Raw genomic sequence first — 20,659 nt, 5'->3', positions numbered from 1 at the left:
ACAGCACCGCCGCCCAAGCGCATGCCCCACTGAAACCGCGGCCCCCCACACCGCTCGCCCCTCTCGCGCCGCTCGCCCCTCTCGCGCCGCTCGCCCCTCCCACACCGGTAGTCCCTCCCACGTCGGCGGTCCCTTCCGCGCCGGTTGTCCCCTCCGCGCCGGTGGTTCTTTCCGCGCCGGTGGTTCCTTCCGCGCTGGCCGTCCCTTCCGCGTCGGTCGGTTCTCCCGGGTCGGTCGTTCCCCCTTCCTCAGTCCAGACAAGGTGGCGCCATGACCGAGAAACTCCTGATCAGCCTCACCGTCAACGGCCGCGTCCACGACGACCTCGTGATCGAGTCGCGGCACACGCTCGTCGACGTCCTGCGGCACACGATCGGGCTCACCGGCACCCACGTGGGTTGCGAGCACGGCATCTGCGGCGCCTGCACCGTCCTGCTGGACGGCGCCCCCGTCCGCGCCTGCCTGGTCTTCGCCGCCCAGGCCGAGGGCCGCGACGTCCGCACGGTCGAGTCGCTCGCCACCGACGGCGAGATGAACGACCTGCAACGGGCGTTCTCCGCCCACCACGGGTTGCAGTGCGGCTTCTGCACGCCCGGCTTCCTGATGCTCGCCGAGGGCTTCCTCGCCGAACGCCCCGGCGCCACCCGAGAGGAGATCCGCGAGGTCGTGTCCAGCAACCTGTGCCGGTGCACCGGCTACCAGACCATCGTCGACGCGATCGAGGACTGCGCCCGCGCCCGGGAGGAGGCCCGATGATCCTGGACAACGAGATCACCGTCGCCGCCGCCCCGGACGAGCTCTTCGCCCTCATCAACGACGTCGAACGCGTCGTCACGTGCCTGCCCGGCGCCGCCCTCGAAGGCCGCGACGGCGACGCCTACCGTGGCGGCGTCAAGGTCAAGGTAGGCCCCATCACCGCCGCGTACGCGGGCACCGTGCGGTTCCTGGAAGCGGACTCGACGCGCCGCCACCTGCGCCTCCAGGGCCGCGGCGCCGACACCCACGGCGGCGGCGACGCCGAAGCCGAGGTGACGCTCACCGTCGACGAGGCCCCCGAGGGCTCGATCCTCCGCATCAGAACGGACCTGCTGATCCGGGGCAAGCTGGTGCAGTTCGGCAAGGGCGCGATCGTTACCGTCTCGAACCGTCTCCTGGAGCAGTTCGCCAAGAACCTCGCCGCCCTGATCGAGGCCGACCGCACCGGAACCTCGGCCCCCCAACCCGCGGCCGCCGGAACGACCGCGAACGGTTTCGCCGCCTCGGAGCCCGCCACCGTCTCCGCCCTGATCCCGCCGTCCGCTGCCAAGTACGCGCCGATAGCCGCCGCGTTCGCCGTGGGCCTCTTCCAAGGCTGGCTGCTGGGCAAGCTGAGGGCGCAGTCCAAGCAGCTGAAGGAGCTGCGCCGTGACTAGCCTCTACGACGACGAGACCAACGACACCTACGCCACCGCGGGCTTCGGCGCCGCGGTCCGCCGTGGTGAACGTCCCGCGATCATCGTCGTGGACCTGACGAACGGCTTCACCGACCCCGCCTACCCCTCAGGCGCGGACTTGTCCGACGTGGTCAAGGCCACCACGACGCTCCTCAACATCGCCCCCGTCCCGGTCATTTTCACAACGATCGCCTACACACCGGCCGAACTCGACGCCGTGACCTGGCTCCAGAAAGCCACCGGCATGCGGGCCATGCGCGAGGGGACGCCCGCCGTAGAGATCGACGCCCGTCTGCCCCGCGGCCCCGGCGACATCTTGATCACCAAGAAGGGCGCATCCGCGTTCTTCAACACACACCTGGCCGCGACACTCACCGCACTCCGCCGCGACACCGTCCTGATCTGCGGCGCCACCACCAGTGGCTGCGTCCGAGCCACGGCCGTCGACGCCGTCCAGTCAGGGTTCTCGGTGCTGGTGCCACAGGAGTGCGTGGGCGACCGTGCGCCCGGCCCCCACGACGCGAACCTCTTCGACATCCAGGCCAAGTACGGCGACGTGATCACCCTGGCCGACGCCTGCGACTACCTGGCGGGAGCCCATGCTTGAACGCACCCTCACCCAGCAAGCTCTGGCAGACCTCGCAGCCATCCCCGCCCAGAGCCGCTGGACGACCTCCAACGGACTCCGCCTCCACGCCCTCGACTACGGCGGCCCCCGGACACCCCTGGTCATCATCCCCGGCATCACCAGCCCGGCCATCGCGATGGACTTCGTGGCCCGCGAGCTCACCGACCTGGTACGCCCGATCGTCCTGGACGTTCGAGGCCGGGGCTTCTCCGACGACGGCCCCTCGTACACGCTGCAGGACTACGCCGCCGACACCCAAGCGCAGCTAGCCGACCTCAAGGCACCCATCCTCCTAGGCCACTCCATGGGCGCCCGCATAGCCGCCCTGGTCGCCACCAGATCAACCCTCCGCGGCACGATTCTTGTCGACCCGCCTATGAGCGGCCCTGGCCGAGGCACGTACCCCACCACCCTCGCCGCGTTCCAGACCCAGCTCGCCCAAGCCCAGCAGGGCACCACCGCCGACGAGGTCGCCAAATCATGGCCCCGCTGGCCCCGCCGAGAACAAGAGCTCCGCGCTCGTTGGCTGTCCAGCTGCGGCGCCGACGCCGTCACCGCCACCCACCAGGGCTTCGAGACCGAGGACTTCTTCGACACCTGGCCGGCCGTCCCGGCCCCCACGGCTCTGATCTACGGCGCCGACAGCCCCGTGGTGACGTCCACCGGAGCCGAAGAAGCCGCCCGCACCAACCCCGCCGCCGCCCTCACGGAAATCCCCGACGCCGGCCACATGGTCTTCTGGGACAACCCGGCCGCCGCCCTCAAGACCACCCGCGAAATCCTCCGCACCCTCGTCTAGCGCAGGCACAGCCGCCCGCGCCCGCCGCTCCTCCGGACAGGCGGATCAACAAACACCTCGGCCATGGGATGTCGAGCCGGTAGTACCAACCGGGCTCTTGCCAGGTCATTCTGGCTGGCAGCCCCGCGCCACCCCGTCGTCGCCCGCCTAGATCAGCTGCAGACGCCGAGTCTGGGGAGGGCACTCAGCTTCGAGGAAGCCGCCCGGACAACCGTGCGGCTCACCTGCTCCAAGACCCCGCCGCTGCGCGGGGGTGGCTGGTGTTGCTGGCAGGCGATCATGCTCACGTCTGCAGCCACCATCGGCATCGGTCGCCCCTCTGATGTGGCTGGTCGTCCGTCTGGGAGCCATCACGGGGCGGGGATTCGAGCTTGGCAGCGAGGTGAGCGGGGGCCTGGGTTAGGCGCGGGCGTGACCACACATTCGATGGTGAGAGAAGAGCCATGCCGCGCTGCGCGCGGGGTGGCTGCCACTGCTGTGTCGCGGGCCATGCTCTCCCGCAGCCGCAGCCGCAGCTAGGCCCCGCCTGCAGCGGCCTTGAGTTTCGAGAGCTCGGCATCGGCCACCCCCTGGGTGTGGCTGGTTGCCCGTCTGCCGGTTGTCGCGGGGCTGGGGCTCGAACTTGGCAGCTGGGCGAGCGGGGGTGGGGGCGGGTTGCGTACGTGACCGCCAGTTCGGTGGTGAGGGATGGACTTGCCGCGCTGCGCGCGGGGGGAGGGGCGCTGCTCCTGCGTCGTGATCATGCTCATGTCCGCAGTGGTTCAAAGCCCGAGACGCTCGGTCTCGGCTTCCCCTTTGGTGTGGCTGTTTGTCCGTGTGCGGGTGGTCGTGTGGCTGGGGTTCGAGCTTGGCAGCGAGGTGAGCGGGGGGTGGGGGCGGTTGCGTATGTGACCGCACGTCTGGTGGCGAGGGGTGGGTCTTGCTGCGCTGCGCGCGGGGAGGGCGGCGCTGCTGCTGCGTTGCGCTGCTGCTGTGTTGTGGTGGTGCTTGTGCCTGTTGCGGTTGTTGATTTTGGGGGTGGTGTTGGTTGGTTTGTTTGGGCTGGTTGGTTGCCGGTCTGTGGCTGTTGTGTGGTGGGGCTTGAGTTGGGTGGTGAGGTGGGCCGGAGCAGTGCGTCAGTGTGGCTGCGCGTCAACGTGGCTGCGCGTTCGGGTGGTCGGGGGCGGGCGTTGTCGCGTTGCGTGTGGTGCGGGGGGTGTTGTCGCGTGTGGGGCGCCGGGGGTGGGGTGTGGGCTGCGGGGCGGGGTGTTGGGGGCTGCGCGTGGAGGTGGGCGGTGGCTGCTGCTGCTGCGTCGCATCCGCGCTTATGTGTGTGCTGGTGTGGGGGTGGCTTGGGTGTGGGGCTGGTTGGTGTGGTGGTGGTCTGGGTCCGGTTGGTGTTGGTGGTGGTTGCCGGTGTGGGTTGCGGTGGCGTTTGGGGGAGGGTTCGGGGTTGGCGTGGGCTGTTGGACTTGATCGTGGTGGTGGTGAGAGTTGGGTGGGTGGGTGTGGGCGTGCCTGTAGGCCCGGTGCGTTGGTTGCGCCGGGCTGCAGGCTGGAGCTATGGGTGGGTCAGGCCGCGTGGTGGTCGTTGCGCCACGGGTTGTCGGCCTGATCAACCAGTCTTCGTCTGGACCGTGCGGCCTTCCCCTTGGGCGGGAGTGTCCGGTAGATGTAGCGTCCGTCCTCCCCCTTGTTGATCTGTATTTGCTCGGGGTTGGCGTGTTTCCACCGGTTGTGCCACCCGCAGCACAACGCCAGCTTGTCGATGTCGGTGGGGCTGTGACCCAGCGCCCACCCATCGACATGGTCGATCTCGCACAGCAAGCCGGGCACTTCACAGCCGCGGACCGCACAGGTGTCGTAGAGGGTTTCCAGCACCTGGCGCTGGGCGGGGCTGGCGATCCGGGCGGTGCGGCCCAGATACAGCGGCACCCCCTTTGACCCCAGGATCAGGGTGGAGATTCCGGCGTTGAGCGCCAGCCGCCTAACCTGCGCCGCGGGAATCGGTGTCCCGTCGCGCAACCGTCCCGGAGTGTCATCGCCGGTCAAGGTGTCCAGGTGGGCGATGACGGTGACACGGCTGTCCTTGTGGCCTTGGGACAGCAGGGTGGTCAACGCCGCAGCGGTGCGTTCGGCCCGGTCCCGCAGATCGTCGCCCCCAGCGGGTTTGGCCAACGGCGCCAGTGTGCCGTCGAGGATGGCGGTGTCTTCGGGGTTGAGCCAGCCTTTGAGGTAGCAGCCGCCGTCGAGGGACCGGTTGGCCGTCAGCCAGGACCGGGCGTAACCGCGTCGGATGTCTTCAGGCGGAGTCTCGGTGCCGTTGGCTTCGTTGACCCGGTCGTGGAGGGTCGTGCCGAGTTGCGCGATCTGCAGCGGTGACACGCCGCCGTCGGCGGCGGTCAAAAGGATCTGTTCGCCTTCGGCGCAGTCTTGGTCGTTGTCCAGGCGTTGGAGGGCGTCAGCGATGGTGGCGGCATACCCATGCGACAGTGTCCCGGCCGCCAGCCGTTCGCGCACCTGGTGCAGGCGGTGTAGTTGCCGGGCCAGGGTGATGCGTTCGTGGATACGGCCGCCGCGCATCCCCATCCGGCACCGCAGCCACGCCTGGGTGGACGCCAGGCCCCAGTCCTTCATCTGCCCGAACCGATCCACCACACCGATCAGCTCGGCCAACGGCAATTCACCTTGATCGAGGACGGCGGCCAGTGTTTCGGCGAGTTCCATGGCTTCGGCGCCGGTTTGGGTGCGGGGCCGGTGGGTGAGTGCAGTGATGATCGTGGCGGCGGCTTCGACCAGTTGCTGGTCGGAAGCGGCCTCCAGGTCGCGGTCTGCCACGATCGAATGCATGGGTTCATTGTATCGCTTTTTCACGGATAGTGACGAACCGTTTACATGATCGGTGTGGCGTTTTCTGGTCATTGATTTTTTGGAACCTTGAGGTGGGTTGTCGTCCCACGGTGGTGGGGTGGTTGCGGGCGGGTGAGTCAGAGATTAAGTCGGCTGATCTAGGCCGCCGGTTGAGCGGAGCCGAAATGACTCATTACGCTCCTGTCCGGCTTTTTGGGGGTTGTGGTCACGTTGGTTGCGGTTGCGGGAGTCCAGTCATGTGCGAAGGGTGGGGGTGGGCTGTGGCCTGGGGTTGCGCCGGGAATCCGCGCTCCGCGCAGCCAAGGCACGAACCTCAGCCACCAGGGGAGCCCCGCGCGCCCGAACAAACCCCGGGCCGCCGCCTCCTTTCTTGTCGATGCCGCTTTTAGATCTCCAGCCCCACCCCACCTGCCAGCCGGGCAGAATGGTTCTTCAGAGGGGTGACCGATGCCGCCAGCCGCGAAGCGGCAATGACTCAAATAGGTGATCAGGCGGTAGAACGCTCCAGAACCAAGCCCTGTTACTGTCGCTCGCGTGTCCGTGGCGAAGTTACGCGCTTCACAAGGTGTCCACGTCCGAAACTTGTGTGTCTGATGGTCGCAAGCGCATTCTGTCCGCGAAATAGCGAGGGATCATTGTTCGCCTCGCCTCCCCTCGAAGGCAGGCCCATTTACGAGCAGAACTTTTCTTGTCTAGATCAAGGAAACGCCCGCGACGGCGCCCGCGATTCTTCAGGTGGACGTCTAGAGAAAGAGAGGCCAAGGCGCCTTGTCGGGTTCTGTTGCCGACACATTGAGATTCCAATCGCGTGGACGAGAAGCATCGGGTCGGGCGGTCGTTTGGAGGCGGCTGAAGTGGTGGCCTGAGTGGTTGTGACGGCGGCGCCGCTCTTGTCGGAACGGCGCCGCCTCTGGGGTCTCTGGCGTCAGCGTCTGCCGATGATGACGGTGGCGTTCAGGTCGTCGGAGTGGGCTATCCGGGTCTCGAGGCCTGCTTGGGTGAAGGCTTCGCGGGCGGTTTCGGCTTGCCGCTTGCTGGTCTCGATCAGGAGGTGACCGCCGGGGGACAGCCAGTCCGGCGCGGCGGCGGTGACGCGGCGGAGGATGTCCAGGCCGTCCGCGCCGCCGTCTAGCGCTACCTGGGGTTCGTGGTCGCGGGCCTCGGAGGGGAGCAGGGGGACTTCGTCCGTGGGGACGTAGGGCGTGTTGGCGAGGAGCGTGTCGATGCGGCCGCGGAGGCGCGCGGGGAGGGGCTCGAAGAGGTCACCTTCGTACACTTGCCCGTTGGTGATGTTGCGGCGGGCGCAGCGTACGGCGGCTGGTTCGATGTCGGCCGCGTGCAGGTCGATGTCGTCGAGCACAGAGGCCAGGGCGGCGCCTAGGGCGCCGGAGCCGCAGCAGAGGTCGACCACGGTGGCTGGGGGAGTGGTCAGGGCTACTGCCTGGTCGATGAGGAACTCGGTGCGGCGGCGGGGGACGAAGACGCCGGGGGAGACGTGGATGCGCAGGCCGTAGAACTCTGCCCAGCCCAGGACGTGTTCTAGGGGGAGGCCGGCGACGCGGCGTTCCACCATGGCGTCCAGCTCGGTGGCGCTGCGGGCGGTGGAGGTCAGGAGGGCGGCTTCGTCTTCGGCGAAGACGCAGCCTGCGGCGCGGAGCCGGGTGATGATGTCGGACACGAGAGCCTCTCGGGACGAGGGGTGCTCTCTCAGCCGAGGCGGCGAGAGGTGAGAGCACCCGACCATGAACTGGCGTTAACGGGTCTCACCTCCTTTGGCCGTGCCTGGGTCTGTAACGGTATCGGATGCCTGCCGGAGGTAGCCGAACAGGTCGTCGATCAGGTCTTCGGGGTCGGCGTGACCTTTGCCTCCGGCGGCCAGGTGGCCGGCCGCGGCTAGGTCGGCGGCGCCGTGGGCGAGGGAACGGATCAGGGATGCCAGGCGGACGGGGTCTCCCGGTGGGAGGGCGCCGGCCTGCTGGGCGGCGGTGACCAGGTCGACCAGGGCTGTCTGGGCGTTGTGCGCGGCCTCGCCCAAGCCCTCGGCGTCGGCCGTCCAGGTGCCGAAGACGAGCTTGAACCGGTTGGGGTGGAGTTGTGCCCAGGCGACGTAGTCGTGCATCGCGGCGCGGAGCGCCTCGCCGGGTGGACGGTCGCGGAGGGCCGACAGGGAGGCGCTGCGCCGGGCGAGTTCCCGGGCCGCGACGGCCGCGAGGAGTGCCTCTTTGCCCGCGAAGTGCTTGTAGGGCGCGTTGTGCGAGACGCCGACGCGGGCGCCGACCTCGCGCAGCGTCACGGCGTCGGCGCCGCCCTCGTCCAGAAGGCCGGTGGCCGCGTCGACCAGCGCCTCCCGGGTGCCCATCCAGGCAGCCTAGCGGCGGTTGACGTTGTCAACCCCATGTCCCAGGTTGACAACGTCAACCTGGGAGGCGCGATGAGGCGTGTGGTGGTGACCGGGGCGACGTCCGGGATCGGCGAGGCGATCGCGCGGCGGCTCGCCGCGGACTCGGTGGTGGTGATGGTCGGACGTGAGACGCGAGATTGAAGGCGGCGGCGGAGCGTGTGCGAGTGGCCGTGCCGGATGCTGAGCTGCAGCTTGAACGGGCCGATCTGGCGTTGATGAGGGACGTGCGAGAACTCGCGGAGCGGCTACCGGCGGTGGACGTCGTGATCTCCAACGCGGCCGTGATCGCAGAGCTCGACGACATCACGGAGGAGGGCGTCCAGCGGACGCTGGCGACCAACCATCTCGCGCCCCATCTGCTGATGCGGCTCCTCGCGGGAGAGCGGGCGGCGCGCTTCGTGGTCGTGGGCGCCGACCCCGGGGCCCTGGCCCGGGTGCCGGTCGATGTCGATGACCTGAGGTCGGTCCGGGGCCTCGGCAAGGTGCCGGGCATGCGGCCATTCGCGCTGTATGGACGAACCAAGAACATGAACGCGATGTTCGTCTACGCGCTGGCCAGACGGCTTGACGGTACGACGGTCACGGTGAACGGCGCACATCCGGGCATCATCAAGGGCACCGGCCTCGGGCGGGACGCGCGAGGCGCCTTGAAGGCCTTCGGCGCGGCGATGCAGGCCAATCCGCTGCTGAAGGGACCCGACGCGGGCGCCGACACACCCGCCTGGCTGGCCACGTCGAACAACGTCGATGGTGTGACGGGACGGTTCTTCGTCGACCGCGAACAGGTCGATACCGCACCGCACACCACCGACGCCGAACGGTGCGACCGCCTGTGGGACGAGAGCGCGCGGCTCGTCGGGCTCGATCCTTAGGCGGGCGTGTCGAGACCTCCTGGCGGACGCCTTCTCGCGAGCACTGCCCTGGCAGGTGCCAGCCGGCCCGCCCGGCGCTGCCCTGGCGAAGGCGGTGCTGACTGGCTGACTGCCCTGGCTGGCGCTGGCCCGGCGCCTGCGCTGCCGAGCACTGACCTAGCTGGTGCCGGTCGCTCCGGCTGACGCTGCGCTGACGGGCGTCCGCCTTGCGGGCGCGGTGCTGGTGAGCCTGGCTTGGCAGGTGTCCGGGCCTGGCGGACGTTGCCCTGGCGCCTGCGCTGACGGCCGCTGGCCTTGCGGCCGCTGGCTTGGCGGATGCTGGCTTGGTGGACGTCGGTCCGGCTGGTGCTGGCTTGTCGGGTTTCTGGGCTGGTGGGGTCTGGCTAGTGGGCGCCTGAGAGGAGGCTTCCTGCGTTCGGGACGGTGGTCTCTAGGCCTAGCTTCGACAGGACGCTGTATGTGGTGGCGGTCGCGGCGGAGAGGACGGGGAGGTCCGCTTCGTCCTGGACGGCCTGGATCGCGGCGAGGGACGGCATCTGGACGCAGGCCGAGAGGACCAGGGCGTCGGCGTTGGTCAGGGAGAGTTCGCGCCAATGGTCGCGCAGGTCGGCGGGGTCCAGGCGGCCTACGGCCAGGTTGTCGGGGACTTCCAGGCTCAAGGCGTCGACCACCTCGACGCCCGCGTCCTCGATGTAGTCCACGACCTTCTGGGTGAGCGGCTTCATGTACGGGGCGATGATCGCGATGCGTTTCGCGTTGAGGGCGGCGAGGCCCGTGAGGAGCGCTCCGGCGCTGGACACGACGGGGGCCTGCGAGCCTTCGGCGCGGAGGACCTCGCGGATGGAGTCCTCGGCCGTGCAGTGGTAGCGCGGGCCCTGCGCCATGATCGCCACGAGGCAGGCGGTGGTGACGATGTCGGGGCGGGCGTCGGCGAGTTCGGCCGCGGCGCGTTCGGCCTGGGCGTTCATGGCGCGGAGCTGCTCGGGCGTCACGTGCCGCATGCGGGCGCGGGCGCTGTGGAAGACGAAGCGGTCGGCGGGGTCGGCCTCCTCTCGGGCGCGCAGCATGCGGGGCAGCTCGGTCTCCATGGTCAGGTTCGAGCTCGGCACGATGAGGCCGATGTGATGGTCGGTCATGGAGTCCTCCTAGCGGCCGGCGGGACGCATCTCGGGGACGACGACGTCGCCGTCGCGGACGATCGGCTCGTCGTCCAGGAAGAGGCTGCAGCCGCGCATCGGGATGTCGAAGTGGCAAGGGGTGTCGTTGGGTCCGCCAAGCTCGTTGTTGGGCCCGATAGAGAACATGACGTTCCCGTAGAACGACCTCAGCTCCATGCCCATGCCGCCGGGGAACTGGGTCAGGCCGTGCCACTGCGCGCGCTCGTCGAGGCCCCAGCCGACGTGCGACATGCCGTAGCCGCGCGGGTCGTCGAAGGACGTGATGTACGAGGAGAGCAGGTCGGCGTCGAGTCCGCCGCGGATGTCGGTGATGAAGCCCTGCTCGATCGTGAGCGTGACGGGTGCCTGGACGTAGGTGTTGAACGGGAGCAGGACGTCGCCGGGGGAGAGCACGATGGTGCCGTCCACGCCGTCGTCGGCGCCGCCGGTGAAGACGAACGCGGCGGGCCAGTGGTCCCAGCGGCCCGGGGTGTCGGTGTAGCCGTACTCGCTGAGGGTCGGGTAGACGCCCAGGCGGTACGTGACGTCCGTCCCGCCAGGGCTCGTGATGCGCATGGTGCTCGCCTTGGCCAGGAGCTCGGCGCCGGCCTCCACGCGTTCGCGCAGCTCGGGCGTGGGCATCAGCCGGGCGAGCAGGGGAGCGGGTTCGACGCAGGTCAGGATGCGGGTGCCCGCGTCCTGAATGGAGAACTGCTCCTTGGAGAACAGCAGGAACTTCAGGTCGACCAGCATGTCGGCCCGCTTGAGCGCCTCGACGGCCTCGGGGTTGCCGCCCAGGCCGGAGTCGCCGACGGCCCAGGCCCCGGACAGATCGAGGGAGTTGGGCAGCCGCATGTGGTACGAGCTCGCGCCCAGGCGGCTCGCCGCGTACAGGAACGCGTCGGCGTAGTCGAGCCGCTCGTCGCCTTGGGAGAGCACGGCGACGGTCTCGCCCTCGTGCACTCCGCTCAGGGTGAGCTGCCGTACGCAGATCTCGTTGAGCAGATTCTGGTCCATGGCGCCTCCACGCTCGGTCGGTCGCAGCCAGTTAGTCCGGACACGGACGATCTGGCCAAACTAATCCGAACACGGACGAGTTGCCCGGCGCAAGGGGCGGGGCGGAGTTGTCCCATGTGATCTCGGCGGCTCACCTGTCGTTCCGGCGGCTCATTCGCTGATCCGAGGACGGCTTGCCCGCTGATCCGAGGGCGGCTCACTCGGTCAGGAGGGCCTGCATCATCTCTACCCAGGTCGCCACGAAGGTGTCGTCGTCGACCCCTACCGCGGTGACCCGCAGCACGCTGCGCAGCATCCGGGACGACAGCAGCGAGCCGAGCCCCACGGCCGCCACGGCGGTCGCGCGGTCCGCGGGCAGGCCGGCCCGTTCGCGCAGCCAGGCCTCGAACTCGGTGTAGGTGGCGCTCACCAGCTGCTCGATCGCCACCTCGACGATCCCGGGCAGGTTGCGCGCCTCGGACGCCATGATCCGCAACAGTTCCTCCTCGCCGTCCAGTTCGGCCAGGACGTAGCGGGCGGTGAGGGTGAGCTCGGCGCGCAGGTCGCCCAGGCCGGTGAGGACGCGGCGGATGTCGCGCAGCGCGTCGAGCCGGGCGAGGTGCCGCTCGATCCCGGCCGAGAGGACGGCCTCCTTGGTGCGGAAGTGGTGGTAGAGGCCGCCGGCGCCGGGGGTGAGCCCGGCGGCCTTCTCGATCTGGGCCACGCTCGTGCCGCGGTAGCCGTTCTCACCGAACAGCCACATCGCCGAGTCGATGATCCGCTCTCGGGTCGGGGTTGACGTCGTCACGCTCCTAAGTAAACACTGAGGCAGAAGCAGTGTCTACTTACGGGGACTCGCTTATGGCTGAGAACGAGCGACCACAGGCCATTCGCAGGGGACGGGTCGTCCGCGCGGCGCCTCTGCTGGGCGCGGCGAGCCGGACGGCAGGCGAGGCGGTGGTGGCGTCCCTGCGCAAGAGAGCGACCGGCAACGACACCACGGCCGACGTGCACGCGCGTGCGGCCGAGCGCTACGTCCAGAGCCTGGGCCGGTCCAAGGGCGTGCTGATGAAGGCGGGCCAGCTGCTCTCGTTCGTGACGTTCGCGCCGGCGGTCGGCGGCGACTACCAGGGCGTCTACCGGGCCGCGCTGGCCCGGCTCCAGGACGGCGCGCCGCCCATGCCGCCCGAGGTGGCGCGCGGGGTGGTGATCGCCGAGCTGGGCGCGCCGCCCGGCGAGGTGTTCGCCGAGTTCGATCCGGAGCCGCTGGCGGCGGCGTCGATCGGGCAGGTGCACGCGGCGCGCCTGCACGACGGCCGCCGGGTCGCGGTGAAGATCCAGTATCCGGGCGTCGCGGAGGCGATCAGGGCCGATCTGGGCAACACCGAGCTGCTGGCCACGTTCTTCCAGATGGCGCGCCCGCTGACCGGCGACATGACCCGGATGAACGTGCGCATGCTCGCCCGCGAGGCCACCGAACGCATCTCCGAGGAGCTGGACTACCGGGCCGAGGCGGCCAGCCAGGCCGAGTTCGCCGACGCCTACCGGGGTCATCCGTTCATCCGGATCCCCGAGGTCGTGCCCGAGTGCTCCACGGGCAAGGTGTTCACCATGGACCTGGCCGACGGCGTGCGATGGTCGCGGGCGCTGGAGGCCCCGCAGGAGCTGAAGGACCGCTGGGGCGAGGCGATCTACCGGTTCACGCTCGGCAGCCTGCGCCGGCTGGGGCTCTTCAACGCCGATCCGCATCCGGGCAACTACCTCTTCAACTCCGACGGGACCGTCACCTTCCTCGACTTCGGCTGCGTCAAGCGCTTCAGCCGCCGCCAGGTCACGGGAATCGTCGACCTCGTCCAGGCCACGGCGGACGGTGACGCGGACCGGGTGTTCATGGCGATGACCGAGGCCGGGTTCGTCGACGCCGCCAATCCCGATCTGCCCGAACCGGACGAGCTGCTGGCCTGGTTCGGCTCGTCGCTGCGTCCGATCATCGCCCCGCAGCCGTACACCTACACCCCCGAGCAGACGGCCGAGGTCGTGCAGGCCATGTTCTCCCCGTTCGGCCCGCAGAGTTCGGTGGTGCGGCGGCTGTCCATGCGTCCCGACTACCTGCTGCTGACCCGGATCGACCTCGGCATGACCGCCGTGCTGGGAGAGCTGCGCGCCACCGGCCGGTGGAGGTCCGTCTGCCGTGAATGGGACCGCGGCGACCCGCCCGTCACGCCGTACGGAGAACTCGACCAAGCCTTCTGGAGGGAACATGGCGACCACGAGCGCCTTGACCGGGCCGGTTCGGTGGGCTGACGACCGGGAGGCCTTCGTCGTCACCGGGTTCGAGGAGGCGTCGGAGGTGCTGCGCGGGCCGGGCTGGAGCAGCGACCCGGGGCGCGATCCGAACGCCCCGGAGGTGCTGAAGGCGCTGCCGCCCGGCGTCCTGCTCTTCATGGACCCGCCGGACCACACGCGGCTGCGGCGCCTGGTCGCGCCCGCGTTCACCCCTCGCGCGGTGGAACGGCTGCGGCCCCGCGTCGTCGCCGTCGTCGAGGCGGTCCTGGCGGGGCTCTTCGCCGAGAGCAGCGAGATCGACCTGATGGAGGAGGCCGCCTACCTGATCCCGCTCGCGGTGATCGCGGAGCTGCTGGACGTGGGCGTGGAGGGCGCCGAGGTGTTCCGCGCGGAGACACCGGCGATGGTCCGCATGCTGGAGTTCGACGCGCGCCCGGACGAGCTGGAGCTGAGCGTGGCCGCGTCGCAGGAGCTCGCGATGTTCCTGTTGCCGCTGGTGACCGAACGGCGGCGGCGTCCCGGCGGTGACTTCGTCAGCGGGCTCGCCGCCGCGGGGCTGACCGCCGAGGAGATGGTCGGGATCTGCGTCCTGCTGCTCGCCGCCGGACACGAGACCACCGCCAACCTCATCGGCAACGGAACCCTGGCACTGCTCCGGCATCCCGGCCAGATCCCGCACCTGCACGCCGACCCCGTCCGCGCCGTCGAGGAGCTGCTGCGCCTCGAAGGCCCGGTCAAGCTGGTCGGACGGCTCGCGGTGACGGACCACCGGCTCGGCGGCCACCACATCAAGGCCGGCGACCGGGTCGTCCTCCCCATCGAGGAGATCCACCGCGACCCGCGCCGCTACGCGGATCCGCACCGGCTCGACGTCACCCGCGACCCGCTGCCCCACCTGGCCTTCGGCGCCGGCCACCACTTCTGCCTAGGCGCAGGGCTAGCCCGCATGGAAGCCGCGGAGGCCCTGCCCCGCCTCTTCACCCGCCACCCCGATCTACGCCTGGCCGCCGAGCCCCACTGGCGCGACTCGACCGCCTTCCACAGCCTCCAATCCCTCCAAGTCACCCCGTGCTAACCCCCGCGTGCTCTGGCCCTGTGGTCACGTGCCGGCGAGGGTTGAGACCACTGGGGTGAACGCCGCCAGGTCGGTTTCGTGGTGCAGGACGAAGTGCGTCAGGCCGAGGTCTTCGCGCCAGCGGCGCAGGTCGTCGCAGATTTTGGCGGTGTCGCCGGTCAGCACCTGCGGCGTGTCGATCTGCGCCTCGGGGGCGGCGGCGCTCCAGGCGGCCCCGCCGCCTCCGCCCGCCTTGCCGCCCTGGTCGCTGCCGATGCTCAGGATCGACGTGCCCAGTTCGATGTCGCGGCCGCCCGCCTCGGCGCGGATGATGTCGATCTTGTGGCGGAACGCGCCGGGGCCGCCGTCGGTGGTGTCCGGGCCGGCGCCGTCCGCCCGTACGCGCATGGTCAGGTTGACGACGTCGGCCTCGCGGGCCGCCAGCCGCAACATGCGCGGCCCGCCGCCGCCCAGCATGAGCCGTGGTCCCGGCCGCTGGATCGGCACCGGCTCCTGCTCCAGGCCGTCCAGGCTGTAGTGGCTGCCCTCGTACGAGAACGGCCCGCCGCGCCACAGGCCCTTGAGGACGTCGATCGCCTCGGTGAGCCGGTCGACGCGGACGCCCGGCGGGTCCAGGGTCAGCCCGGCGCGGTGGTAGTCGTGGGCCATCCAGCCGGTGCCGATGCCCAGCTCCAGCCGTCCGTCCGAGAGCACGTCGATCGTCGCGGCCTCCTTGGCGAGCACGGCGGGATGGCGGAAGTCGTTCGCGAAGACGAGCGTGCCGACCTTGAGCCGGGACGTCGCGCAGGCCGCCGCCGTCATGGCGGCGACGGGCGCGAAGCGCGGGCCGACGAGGTGGTCGGGGACGAGGAGGGCGTCGAATCCGGCGTCCTCCAGACGGCGGGCCTTCTCCGCCCACGCCTTGCCCGACTCGGCCATCCGGATCACTGCGGCGAAGCGGAACATCCGACCTCCGTATGACAAGCACGTATACCAAGCGCTTGCTCGCCAAGATATGCGGCGCTACCGTCGCGGGGGAAGGGACAGTCTCGGCCGGTAGCGAAGGGCGGCGCCGATGGGTCTTTCCGTACTGCGGGCTCCGGTACGCGAGGTGACGGAGCAGGAGATCACCGACTTCCGCGCGAACGGCTGGGCGCGGCTGCCCGGGCTGGTGGCGCCCGAGTTCATCGCCAACCTGCGCGAACGCGCCCTGGAACGGCTCGCCGAGCAGCGTGAGCGGTTCCGCAACAGCTTCGTCGACCAGGCGTTCGGGCAGGACCGCGACATCGCCCGGCACGACGAGGCGTACGCCGCGCTCGCGCTCTCACCGCAACTGGCCCACAACGTCACCCGGCTGCTGGTCGGCGTGGACGCGGTCCGGCTCCAGGTGACCAACCTCCTGATCAAGGAGCCCGCCAACGGCGACGGCCACGGCGCGACGGTGTTCCACCAGGACTTCCCGTGGATGCCGATGGACCGGTCGGCGATGCTCACCGTCTGGCTGGCGTTGGCCGACATCCCCGCCGACATGGGCGCGCTGCGCTTCTACAACGGCTCGCACCTGTACGGGTCGCTCGGGCGCAGCTTCGTCCGCGAGGACGACGACGCGCTCAGCCAGCATCCGTGGCTGGAGAAGCTGGAGCTGTCCGACCCGATCGACCTGTCCGCGGGCGACGCGACCGTGCACAGCTCGCTGGTCATCCACGGGGCACCGGCCAACCGGCGCGACAGCCCGCGGCTGTCGTTCACCGCGACCTACTTCGACGCGACCACCCTCTACACCGGCGCCGCGTACGGGCAGACCGACGGCCTCGGCCTGGAGGTCAACAAGCCCTTCGACCACCCGATGTTCCCGGTGGTGCCGGCCCCATGAGCACCGAGGACAGGGATGCTGGGAAGGCTGGCGTCGAGACCTTCCGGGGGACGGTCGCGGAGCCGGGCGCGACGCTCATGCACGAGCACATCTTCGGGCTGAGCCCGGAGATCCTCTGGAACTGGCCCGACATCCCCGAGGGCTGGGACCTGGAGGAGCGCGCCCAGGAGGCGGCGGGCAAGCTGAACGACCTCAAGGCCGCCGGGGTCGACACCGTCGTGGACCTGACGGTGATCGGCCTCGGCCGCTACGTCCCCGCCGTCCAGCGCGTCGCCGAGCTCACCGACGTCAACATCGTCGCGGCGACCGGCCTCTACACCTACGACGCGCTGCCGCCCTACTTCGGCAACCGCGGGCCGGGCAGCCTGTTCGGCGGGCCGGACCGGCTGGCCGAGTTCTTCGTGCGCGACATCACCGAGGGCATCGGCCGGACGGGCGTCAAGGCGGGCATGCTCAAGTGCGCCACCGGCCGCCAGGGGATCACACCCGGGGTCGAACGGGTCATCCGCGCGGTCGCCCAGGCCCACCGCGAGACCGGCGTGCCGATCACCACGCACAGCGAGTCGGCCACGCGCAACGGTCTCGACCAGCAGAAACTTCTCGCCGAGGAGGGCGTGGACCTGTCCCGCGTCGTCATCGGGCACGCCGGCGACTCCACCGACCTCGGCTACCTGGAGGAGCTCGTCGCGAACGGGTCGTACCTCGGGATGGACCGGTTCGGGATCGAGTTCACCTCGTTCGATGACCGCGTCGCCACCGTCGTCGCGATGTGCGAGCGCGGCCACGCGGGCCGGATGGTCCTGTCGCACGACTCGTACTGCTTCAACGACCGCTTCGAGCCCGCGGTGGTCAAGGAACGCCATCCCAACTACCACCTGCTGCACATATCGCGCGACGTGCTGCCCGCGCTGCGCGCCGCAGGCGTCACCGAGGAGCAGATCACCCAGATGCTCGTCGACAATCCCCGCACGATCCTCACCGGAGCGCCGGACGGCACCGGTCAGCAGAACCCCACCGGAGGCCGCCGCCCATGATCCCCGCGGACTTCGACGTCAGCGCCGACTGGCATGTCGCCGATCCCTATCCGTTCCTGCGCCATCTGCGGCACGACAAGCCCGTCTTCTGGAGCGACCACCTCCAGATGTGGGTCCTCACCCGCTACGACGACGTCCGGGGCGCCTATCGCGACCACGAGACGTTCTCCAGCGTCGGCTCGCTGACGATCTCGCGGACGCTCACCGAGGACGTGAAGGAGACGCTGGGCGAGCACCGCTCGTTCCTCGACGACTTCGCGGCCAACGTCGATCCGCCCAAGCACACCCGCATGCGCCGCGCGATCTCCCGGGCGTTCACGCCGCGCGCGGTCGCCCGCCTCGGCGACGACTTCCGCACGAAGGTGGACGCCGTCCTCGATCAGGTGATCCCGCGAGGCCAGGCCGACTTCGTGGCCGAGATCGCGCACCTGCCGTCCGCGCGGCTGGCGGCGGTCTTCATCGGGGTGCCGCCGGAGGACGAGGAGCAGGTCAAGCACTGGGTCTACTCCTGGTTCCAGCTCTTCCTGTCGCCCCAGCCCGAGGAGCGGCAGCGGGAGCTCGCCCAGGACTTCCTCAAGTACCTCGACTACGTCGACCGCCTGGTCACCGAGCGCCGCGCCGAGCCGCGCGCCGACTTCGTGTCGCTCATGGCCGAGCTCATCGACACCGGCCCGGAGGGGCTCTCGCACCGCGAGGTCGTCGAGACGATCAGCGCGCTGCTCCTCGGCGGCAACGACACCGTGCCGAACGGCGTGTCCAACGCCGTCTACCGGCTGATGCGCGAGCGCGGCGCCTGGGAGGAGATCGTCGCCGACCCCGGACTCGTCCCCGGAATGATCGAGGAGAGCTTCCGCATCGACGGCGCCAGCCTCGGCAGCTTCCGCACCACGACGACCCCGGTGGGGCTGCACGGGGAGACGATCCCCGAGGGCGTTCAGGTGCTTCTGCACGCCGACTCGGCCGCCCACGACGAGACGGTCTTCCCCGATCCCGAACGCTTCGACATCCGGCGGCCCAACGCCCGCGACCACCTGGTCTTCGGCTACGGCGTCCACCATTGCGTCGGGGCGGCGCTGAGCCGGCTCAAGATGGAGATCGCCTTCCAGCAGCTGATCACCCGGATGCCGTCGCTCCGGCTCGCTCCGGGGGCGCGGCCCGCGTACCGCAGGAGCCTGGTCGGCCGCGGGCTGGCGGCCCTTCCCGTCGAGTGGGACGAACGGTGAGGTTCGCCGGCAAGGTCGCCCTCGTGACCGGGGCGGGGTCGGGCATCGGCCGCGCCTGCGCCGCCCGCCTGGCCGCGGAGGGCGCGAGCGTGGCGGTCGCCGACGTCAACACCGGCACGGCCGAGGACACCGCCCGCCTGATCACCAAGGACGGCGGCACGGCGCACGCGTTCACCGCCGACGTGAGCAGCGAACGGGACGTCCGGGCCATGATCGCCGCCGTCCTCGACGCGTACGGCCGGCTCGACGTGCTCCACAACAACGCCGCCGTGCTGTCGCGCGACGTCTACGGCCGCGACCTCGGGCTCACCGAGATGGACGTCGACGTCTGGGACCGGACGCTGGCGGTCAACCTGCGCGGGCCGATGTTGTGCGTCAAGCACGCCGTGCCGCACCTCGGGCCCGGCGCGGCGATCGTCAACACGTCGTCGGTGTCGGCGCTGGTCGGCGACACCGACCACGCCGCGTACGGGTCCGCGAAGGCCGCGCTCGTCTCGTTCACCCGGTATGTGGCCACGATGTACGGCGACCGCGGGATCCGCTGCAACGCCGTCGCGCCCGGGCTCGTGCTCACCGAGGCCGCGCGCCGGGTGATGGCGATGGCCCCCGAACGCCTCGCCGAGAAGGCCGCGGAACGCATCCTGCCGGACGCCGCCGAGCCCGAGGACGTCGCCGCCCTCGTCGCGTTCCTCGCCTCGTCCGAAGCGCGCTGCATCACCGGCCAGACCATCGTGATCGACTCCGGCACGACCGCCCACCGGCCCGAGCACGCCCTGCGCAACTGGAAGGCCCAGGGGAACGGGACCACTACTGCGGGGGGCCGTCGCCGAGGGTGACCGCCGTTCTGAACCGGTTGCCCGCCGCGTCGGTCCAGATCACCTGGACGGTGTCGCCCGGCTGGTGCTGGAGCAGCAGATCGGTGAGCGTGCCGGGGGAGTCGACCTGCTGGTCGTCCAGGGCGACGATGGTCGTCCGCCGCCGCAGGCCCGCCTGCTCGGCGGGCGTGCCGCGCAGGAGGCCGGTGATGAACGCGCCGTTGCCCTCGCCGCCGGACTGCGTGGTGGGGGTGCGGACCTGCACGCCGAGCAGTGCGGTCCGGCCGATGTGCACGCCGTTGGACGAGTCGCCGCGCTGGATCTGCCGGACGATGGTGAGCGCCTGGCGGGAGGGGATGGAGTAGCCGCGGGGGCTGGGGCCGCCCTCCTGCTTCATGCTGTAGTTGGCGGACGCGGCCGTGTTCATGCCGATCACCTGGCCCTTGGTGTTGAGCAGCGGGCCACCGGAGTCGCCGGGCTTGATCGGCGCGTTGGTCTCGATGAGGCCGCTCAGCTTCTCGGAGCTGCCGTCGGACTGGTCGGTCGCGGTGATGTCGCGGTCGAGCGCGGTGATCGTGCCGGTCACGACCTCGGGGTCGCCGCCCTTGCCGCCCGCGTTGCCGACCGCGGTGACGACGTCGCCCTTGCGGGTGTCACCGGAGTCGTCCAGCACGGCGGGGATGAGGTCGGCGGCCCCGACGAGCTGGATCAGGGCGATGTCGCCGGACTTCTGGTAGCCGAGGACCTTCGCCCGGTAGGTGCGGCGGGTGTCGGTGTTGGTGCCCCTGATCGTGGTCGCGCCCTGGATGACGTGGTTGTTGGTGAGCACCAGGCCCGAGGGGTCGATGATGATGCCGGTGCCGGCGGATCCCACGCCGCGCAATCCCTGCTCGGTGAAGATGTTGACGACGCCGGGACGCTTTCCGCTGGGCTTCTTCGACCGGGGCTTGGCCAGCGGGGTCTCGGACGCGGCCACCGTGCCGCCCTGCTGGTCGGCGCCCCCGGGGAGAGGGCGGCCGAGCAGGACCGAGACCAGGGCCGCCGCGGCCGCGACGACCAGGACCGCGACGACCGCGCAACCGGCAGTGGTGCCGGCGCCGCGGCCGTTCGGAGCTTCGTGCACGACGTGTGCCTCCTCAGGCGTGCGGTGCCCGAAAAGGGGCGCTTCTACACCCATGTACGCACGGGGAGTCACCAGCGTTCGAGAAGCGCGCGAGATATCGGGGTGGGAGGCCACT

At 70.2% G+C, this 20,659-nt stretch carries 20 protein-coding genes; 12 read left to right on the top strand and 8 right to left on the bottom strand.

Annotated features, from left to right (window positions below; genetic code table 11):
* Positions 1-270 precede the first annotated feature (270 nt).
* Genes ACGFNU_RS39545 through ACGFNU_RS39530 form a run of 4 tightly spaced genes read left to right on the top strand, consistent with a single transcriptional unit; the run spans position 271 to position 2,860 of the window.
* Positions 271-756 carry a (2Fe-2S)-binding protein gene (locus tag ACGFNU_RS39545; protein WP_392601735.1) on the top strand — a complete coding sequence of 162 codons (486 nt, stop codon included), beginning with the start codon at positions 271-273 and terminating at the stop codon, positions 754-756.
* Entirely contained in the window at positions 753-1,412 is a 660-nt protein-coding gene (locus tag ACGFNU_RS39540) for an SRPBCC family protein (RefSeq protein WP_392601734.1), read from the top strand. Before ACGFNU_RS39545 ends, ACGFNU_RS39540 begins: the two co-directional genes overlap by 4 nt.
* Positions 1,405-2,040 (top strand): isochorismatase family protein, encoded by a 636-nt coding sequence (locus ACGFNU_RS39535; RefSeq protein ID WP_392601733.1) that lies wholly within the window; start codon positions 1,405-1,407, stop codon positions 2,038-2,040. The genes ACGFNU_RS39540 and ACGFNU_RS39535 overlap by 8 nt, the downstream gene beginning before the upstream one ends.
* Positions 2,033-2,860, top strand: a complete 828-nt coding sequence (locus ACGFNU_RS39530) for an alpha/beta fold hydrolase (protein WP_392601732.1) — start codon at positions 2,033-2,035, stop codon at positions 2,858-2,860. The genes ACGFNU_RS39535 and ACGFNU_RS39530 overlap by 8 nt, the downstream gene beginning before the upstream one ends.
* Before the next feature lie 1,551 nt (positions 2,861-4,411).
* Here the strand turns inward: ACGFNU_RS39530 and ACGFNU_RS39525 are convergent.
* From ACGFNU_RS39525 to ACGFNU_RS39515, 3 genes are all read right to left on the bottom strand, one after another.
* On the bottom strand, positions 4,412-5,761 hold the full coding sequence (locus tag ACGFNU_RS39525) for a DUF222 domain-containing protein (protein WP_392601731.1): 1,350 nt from the start codon (positions 5,759-5,761) through the stop codon (positions 4,412-4,414).
* A gap of 874 nt (positions 5,762-6,635) precedes the next feature.
* The gene (locus tag ACGFNU_RS39520; RefSeq protein WP_392601730.1) at positions 6,636-7,388 is read right to left on the bottom strand and encodes a putative protein N(5)-glutamine methyltransferase; all 753 of its coding nucleotides are present in this window, start codon (positions 7,386-7,388) and stop codon (positions 6,636-6,638) included.
* A gap of 75 nt (positions 7,389-7,463) precedes the next feature.
* On the bottom strand, positions 7,464-8,069 hold the full coding sequence (locus ACGFNU_RS39515; RefSeq protein ID WP_392601729.1) for a TetR/AcrR family transcriptional regulator: 606 nt from the start codon (positions 8,067-8,069) through the stop codon (positions 7,464-7,466).
* 72 nt (positions 8,070-8,141) lie between these two features.
* Between ACGFNU_RS39515 and ACGFNU_RS39510 the strand changes: the two genes are divergently transcribed.
* Together ACGFNU_RS39510 and ACGFNU_RS39505 are read left to right on the top strand one after the other, a co-directional pair.
* Positions 8,142-8,252 carry an SDR family NAD(P)-dependent oxidoreductase gene (locus ACGFNU_RS39510; RefSeq protein WP_392601728.1) on the top strand — a complete coding sequence of 37 codons (111 nt, stop codon included), beginning with the start codon at positions 8,142-8,144 and terminating at the stop codon, positions 8,250-8,252.
* 23 nt (positions 8,253-8,275) lie between these two features.
* Positions 8,276-8,983 carry a hypothetical protein gene (locus tag ACGFNU_RS39505; RefSeq protein WP_392601727.1) on the top strand — a complete coding sequence of 236 codons (708 nt, stop codon included), beginning with the start codon at positions 8,276-8,278 and terminating at the stop codon, positions 8,981-8,983.
* 383 nt (positions 8,984-9,366) lie between these two features.
* Here ACGFNU_RS39505 and ACGFNU_RS39500 read toward each other — a convergent pair whose 3' ends face one another.
* The 3 genes from ACGFNU_RS39500 to ACGFNU_RS39490 all read right to left on the bottom strand — a co-directional run bounded on the left by ACGFNU_RS39500 (position 9,367) and on the right by ACGFNU_RS39490 (position 11,944).
* Entirely contained in the window at positions 9,367-10,119 is a 753-nt protein-coding gene (locus tag ACGFNU_RS39500; RefSeq protein ID WP_392601726.1) for an Asp/Glu racemase, read from the bottom strand.
* A gap of 9 nt (positions 10,120-10,128) precedes the next feature.
* Entirely contained in the window at positions 10,129-11,157 is a 1,029-nt protein-coding gene (locus ACGFNU_RS39495) for a leucyl aminopeptidase (protein ID WP_392601725.1), read from the bottom strand.
* A 196-nt stretch (positions 11,158-11,353) separates the two neighbouring features.
* Positions 11,354-11,944, bottom strand: coding sequence for a TetR/AcrR family transcriptional regulator (locus ACGFNU_RS39490; protein WP_392601724.1), 591 nt, complete (start codon positions 11,942-11,944; stop codon positions 11,354-11,356).
* A gap of 53 nt (positions 11,945-11,997) precedes the next feature.
* Here ACGFNU_RS39490 and ACGFNU_RS39485 point away from each other — a divergent pair, with 53 nt between their 5' ends.
* On the top strand, positions 11,998-13,440 hold the full coding sequence (locus ACGFNU_RS39485; RefSeq protein ID WP_392601723.1) for an ABC1 kinase family protein: 1,443 nt from the start codon (positions 11,998-12,000) through the stop codon (positions 13,438-13,440).
* Positions 13,397-14,497, top strand: coding sequence for a cytochrome P450 (locus ACGFNU_RS39480; protein ID WP_392601722.1), 1,101 nt, complete (start codon positions 13,397-13,399; stop codon positions 14,495-14,497). The genes ACGFNU_RS39485 and ACGFNU_RS39480 overlap by 44 nt, the downstream gene beginning before the upstream one ends.
* A 24-nt stretch (positions 14,498-14,521) precedes the next feature.
* Here ACGFNU_RS39480 and ACGFNU_RS39475 read toward each other — a convergent pair whose 3' ends face one another.
* Positions 14,522-15,442, bottom strand: coding sequence for a TIGR03621 family F420-dependent LLM class oxidoreductase (locus ACGFNU_RS39475; RefSeq protein WP_392601721.1), 921 nt, complete (start codon positions 15,440-15,442; stop codon positions 14,522-14,524).
* Positions 15,443-15,551: 109 nt separating this feature from the next.
* Here ACGFNU_RS39475 and ACGFNU_RS39470 point away from each other — a divergent pair, with 109 nt between their 5' ends.
* From ACGFNU_RS39470 to ACGFNU_RS39455, 4 genes are read left to right on the top strand one after another with little or no spacing between them, the layout of a single operon-like run.
* The gene (locus ACGFNU_RS39470; RefSeq protein WP_392601720.1) at positions 15,552-16,349 is read left to right on the top strand and encodes a phytanoyl-CoA dioxygenase family protein; all 798 of its coding nucleotides are present in this window, start codon (positions 15,552-15,554) and stop codon (positions 16,347-16,349) included.
* Positions 16,346-17,383, top strand: coding sequence for a phosphotriesterase (locus ACGFNU_RS39465; RefSeq protein WP_392601719.1), 1,038 nt, complete (start codon positions 16,346-16,348; stop codon positions 17,381-17,383). The genes ACGFNU_RS39470 and ACGFNU_RS39465 overlap by 4 nt, the downstream gene beginning before the upstream one ends.
* Positions 17,380-18,606: a cytochrome P450 gene (locus tag ACGFNU_RS39460; protein ID WP_392601718.1), complete on the top strand. Its 1,227-nt coding sequence runs from the start codon at positions 17,380-17,382 to the stop codon at positions 18,604-18,606. The genes ACGFNU_RS39465 and ACGFNU_RS39460 overlap by 4 nt, the downstream gene beginning before the upstream one ends.
* A complete protein-coding gene (locus ACGFNU_RS39455; RefSeq protein ID WP_392601717.1) occupies positions 18,603-19,442 on the top strand; it encodes an SDR family NAD(P)-dependent oxidoreductase in 840 nt (279 codons plus the stop codon). The genes ACGFNU_RS39460 and ACGFNU_RS39455 overlap by 4 nt, the downstream gene beginning before the upstream one ends.
* Here the strand turns inward: ACGFNU_RS39455 and ACGFNU_RS39450 are convergent.
* Positions 19,414-20,544, bottom strand: a complete 1,131-nt coding sequence (locus ACGFNU_RS39450; RefSeq protein WP_392601716.1) for a S1C family serine protease — start codon at positions 20,542-20,544, stop codon at positions 19,414-19,416. The genes ACGFNU_RS39455 and ACGFNU_RS39450 overlap by 29 nt on opposite strands.
* Positions 20,545-20,659 lie beyond the last annotated feature (115 nt).

The organism is Spirillospora sp. NPDC048911 (genome assembly GCF_043198015.1).
GTDB lineage: Bacteria > Actinomycetota > Actinomycetes > Streptosporangiales > Streptosporangiaceae > Spirillospora.
This window is presented reverse-complemented; position numbering and strand designations above follow the sequence as displayed.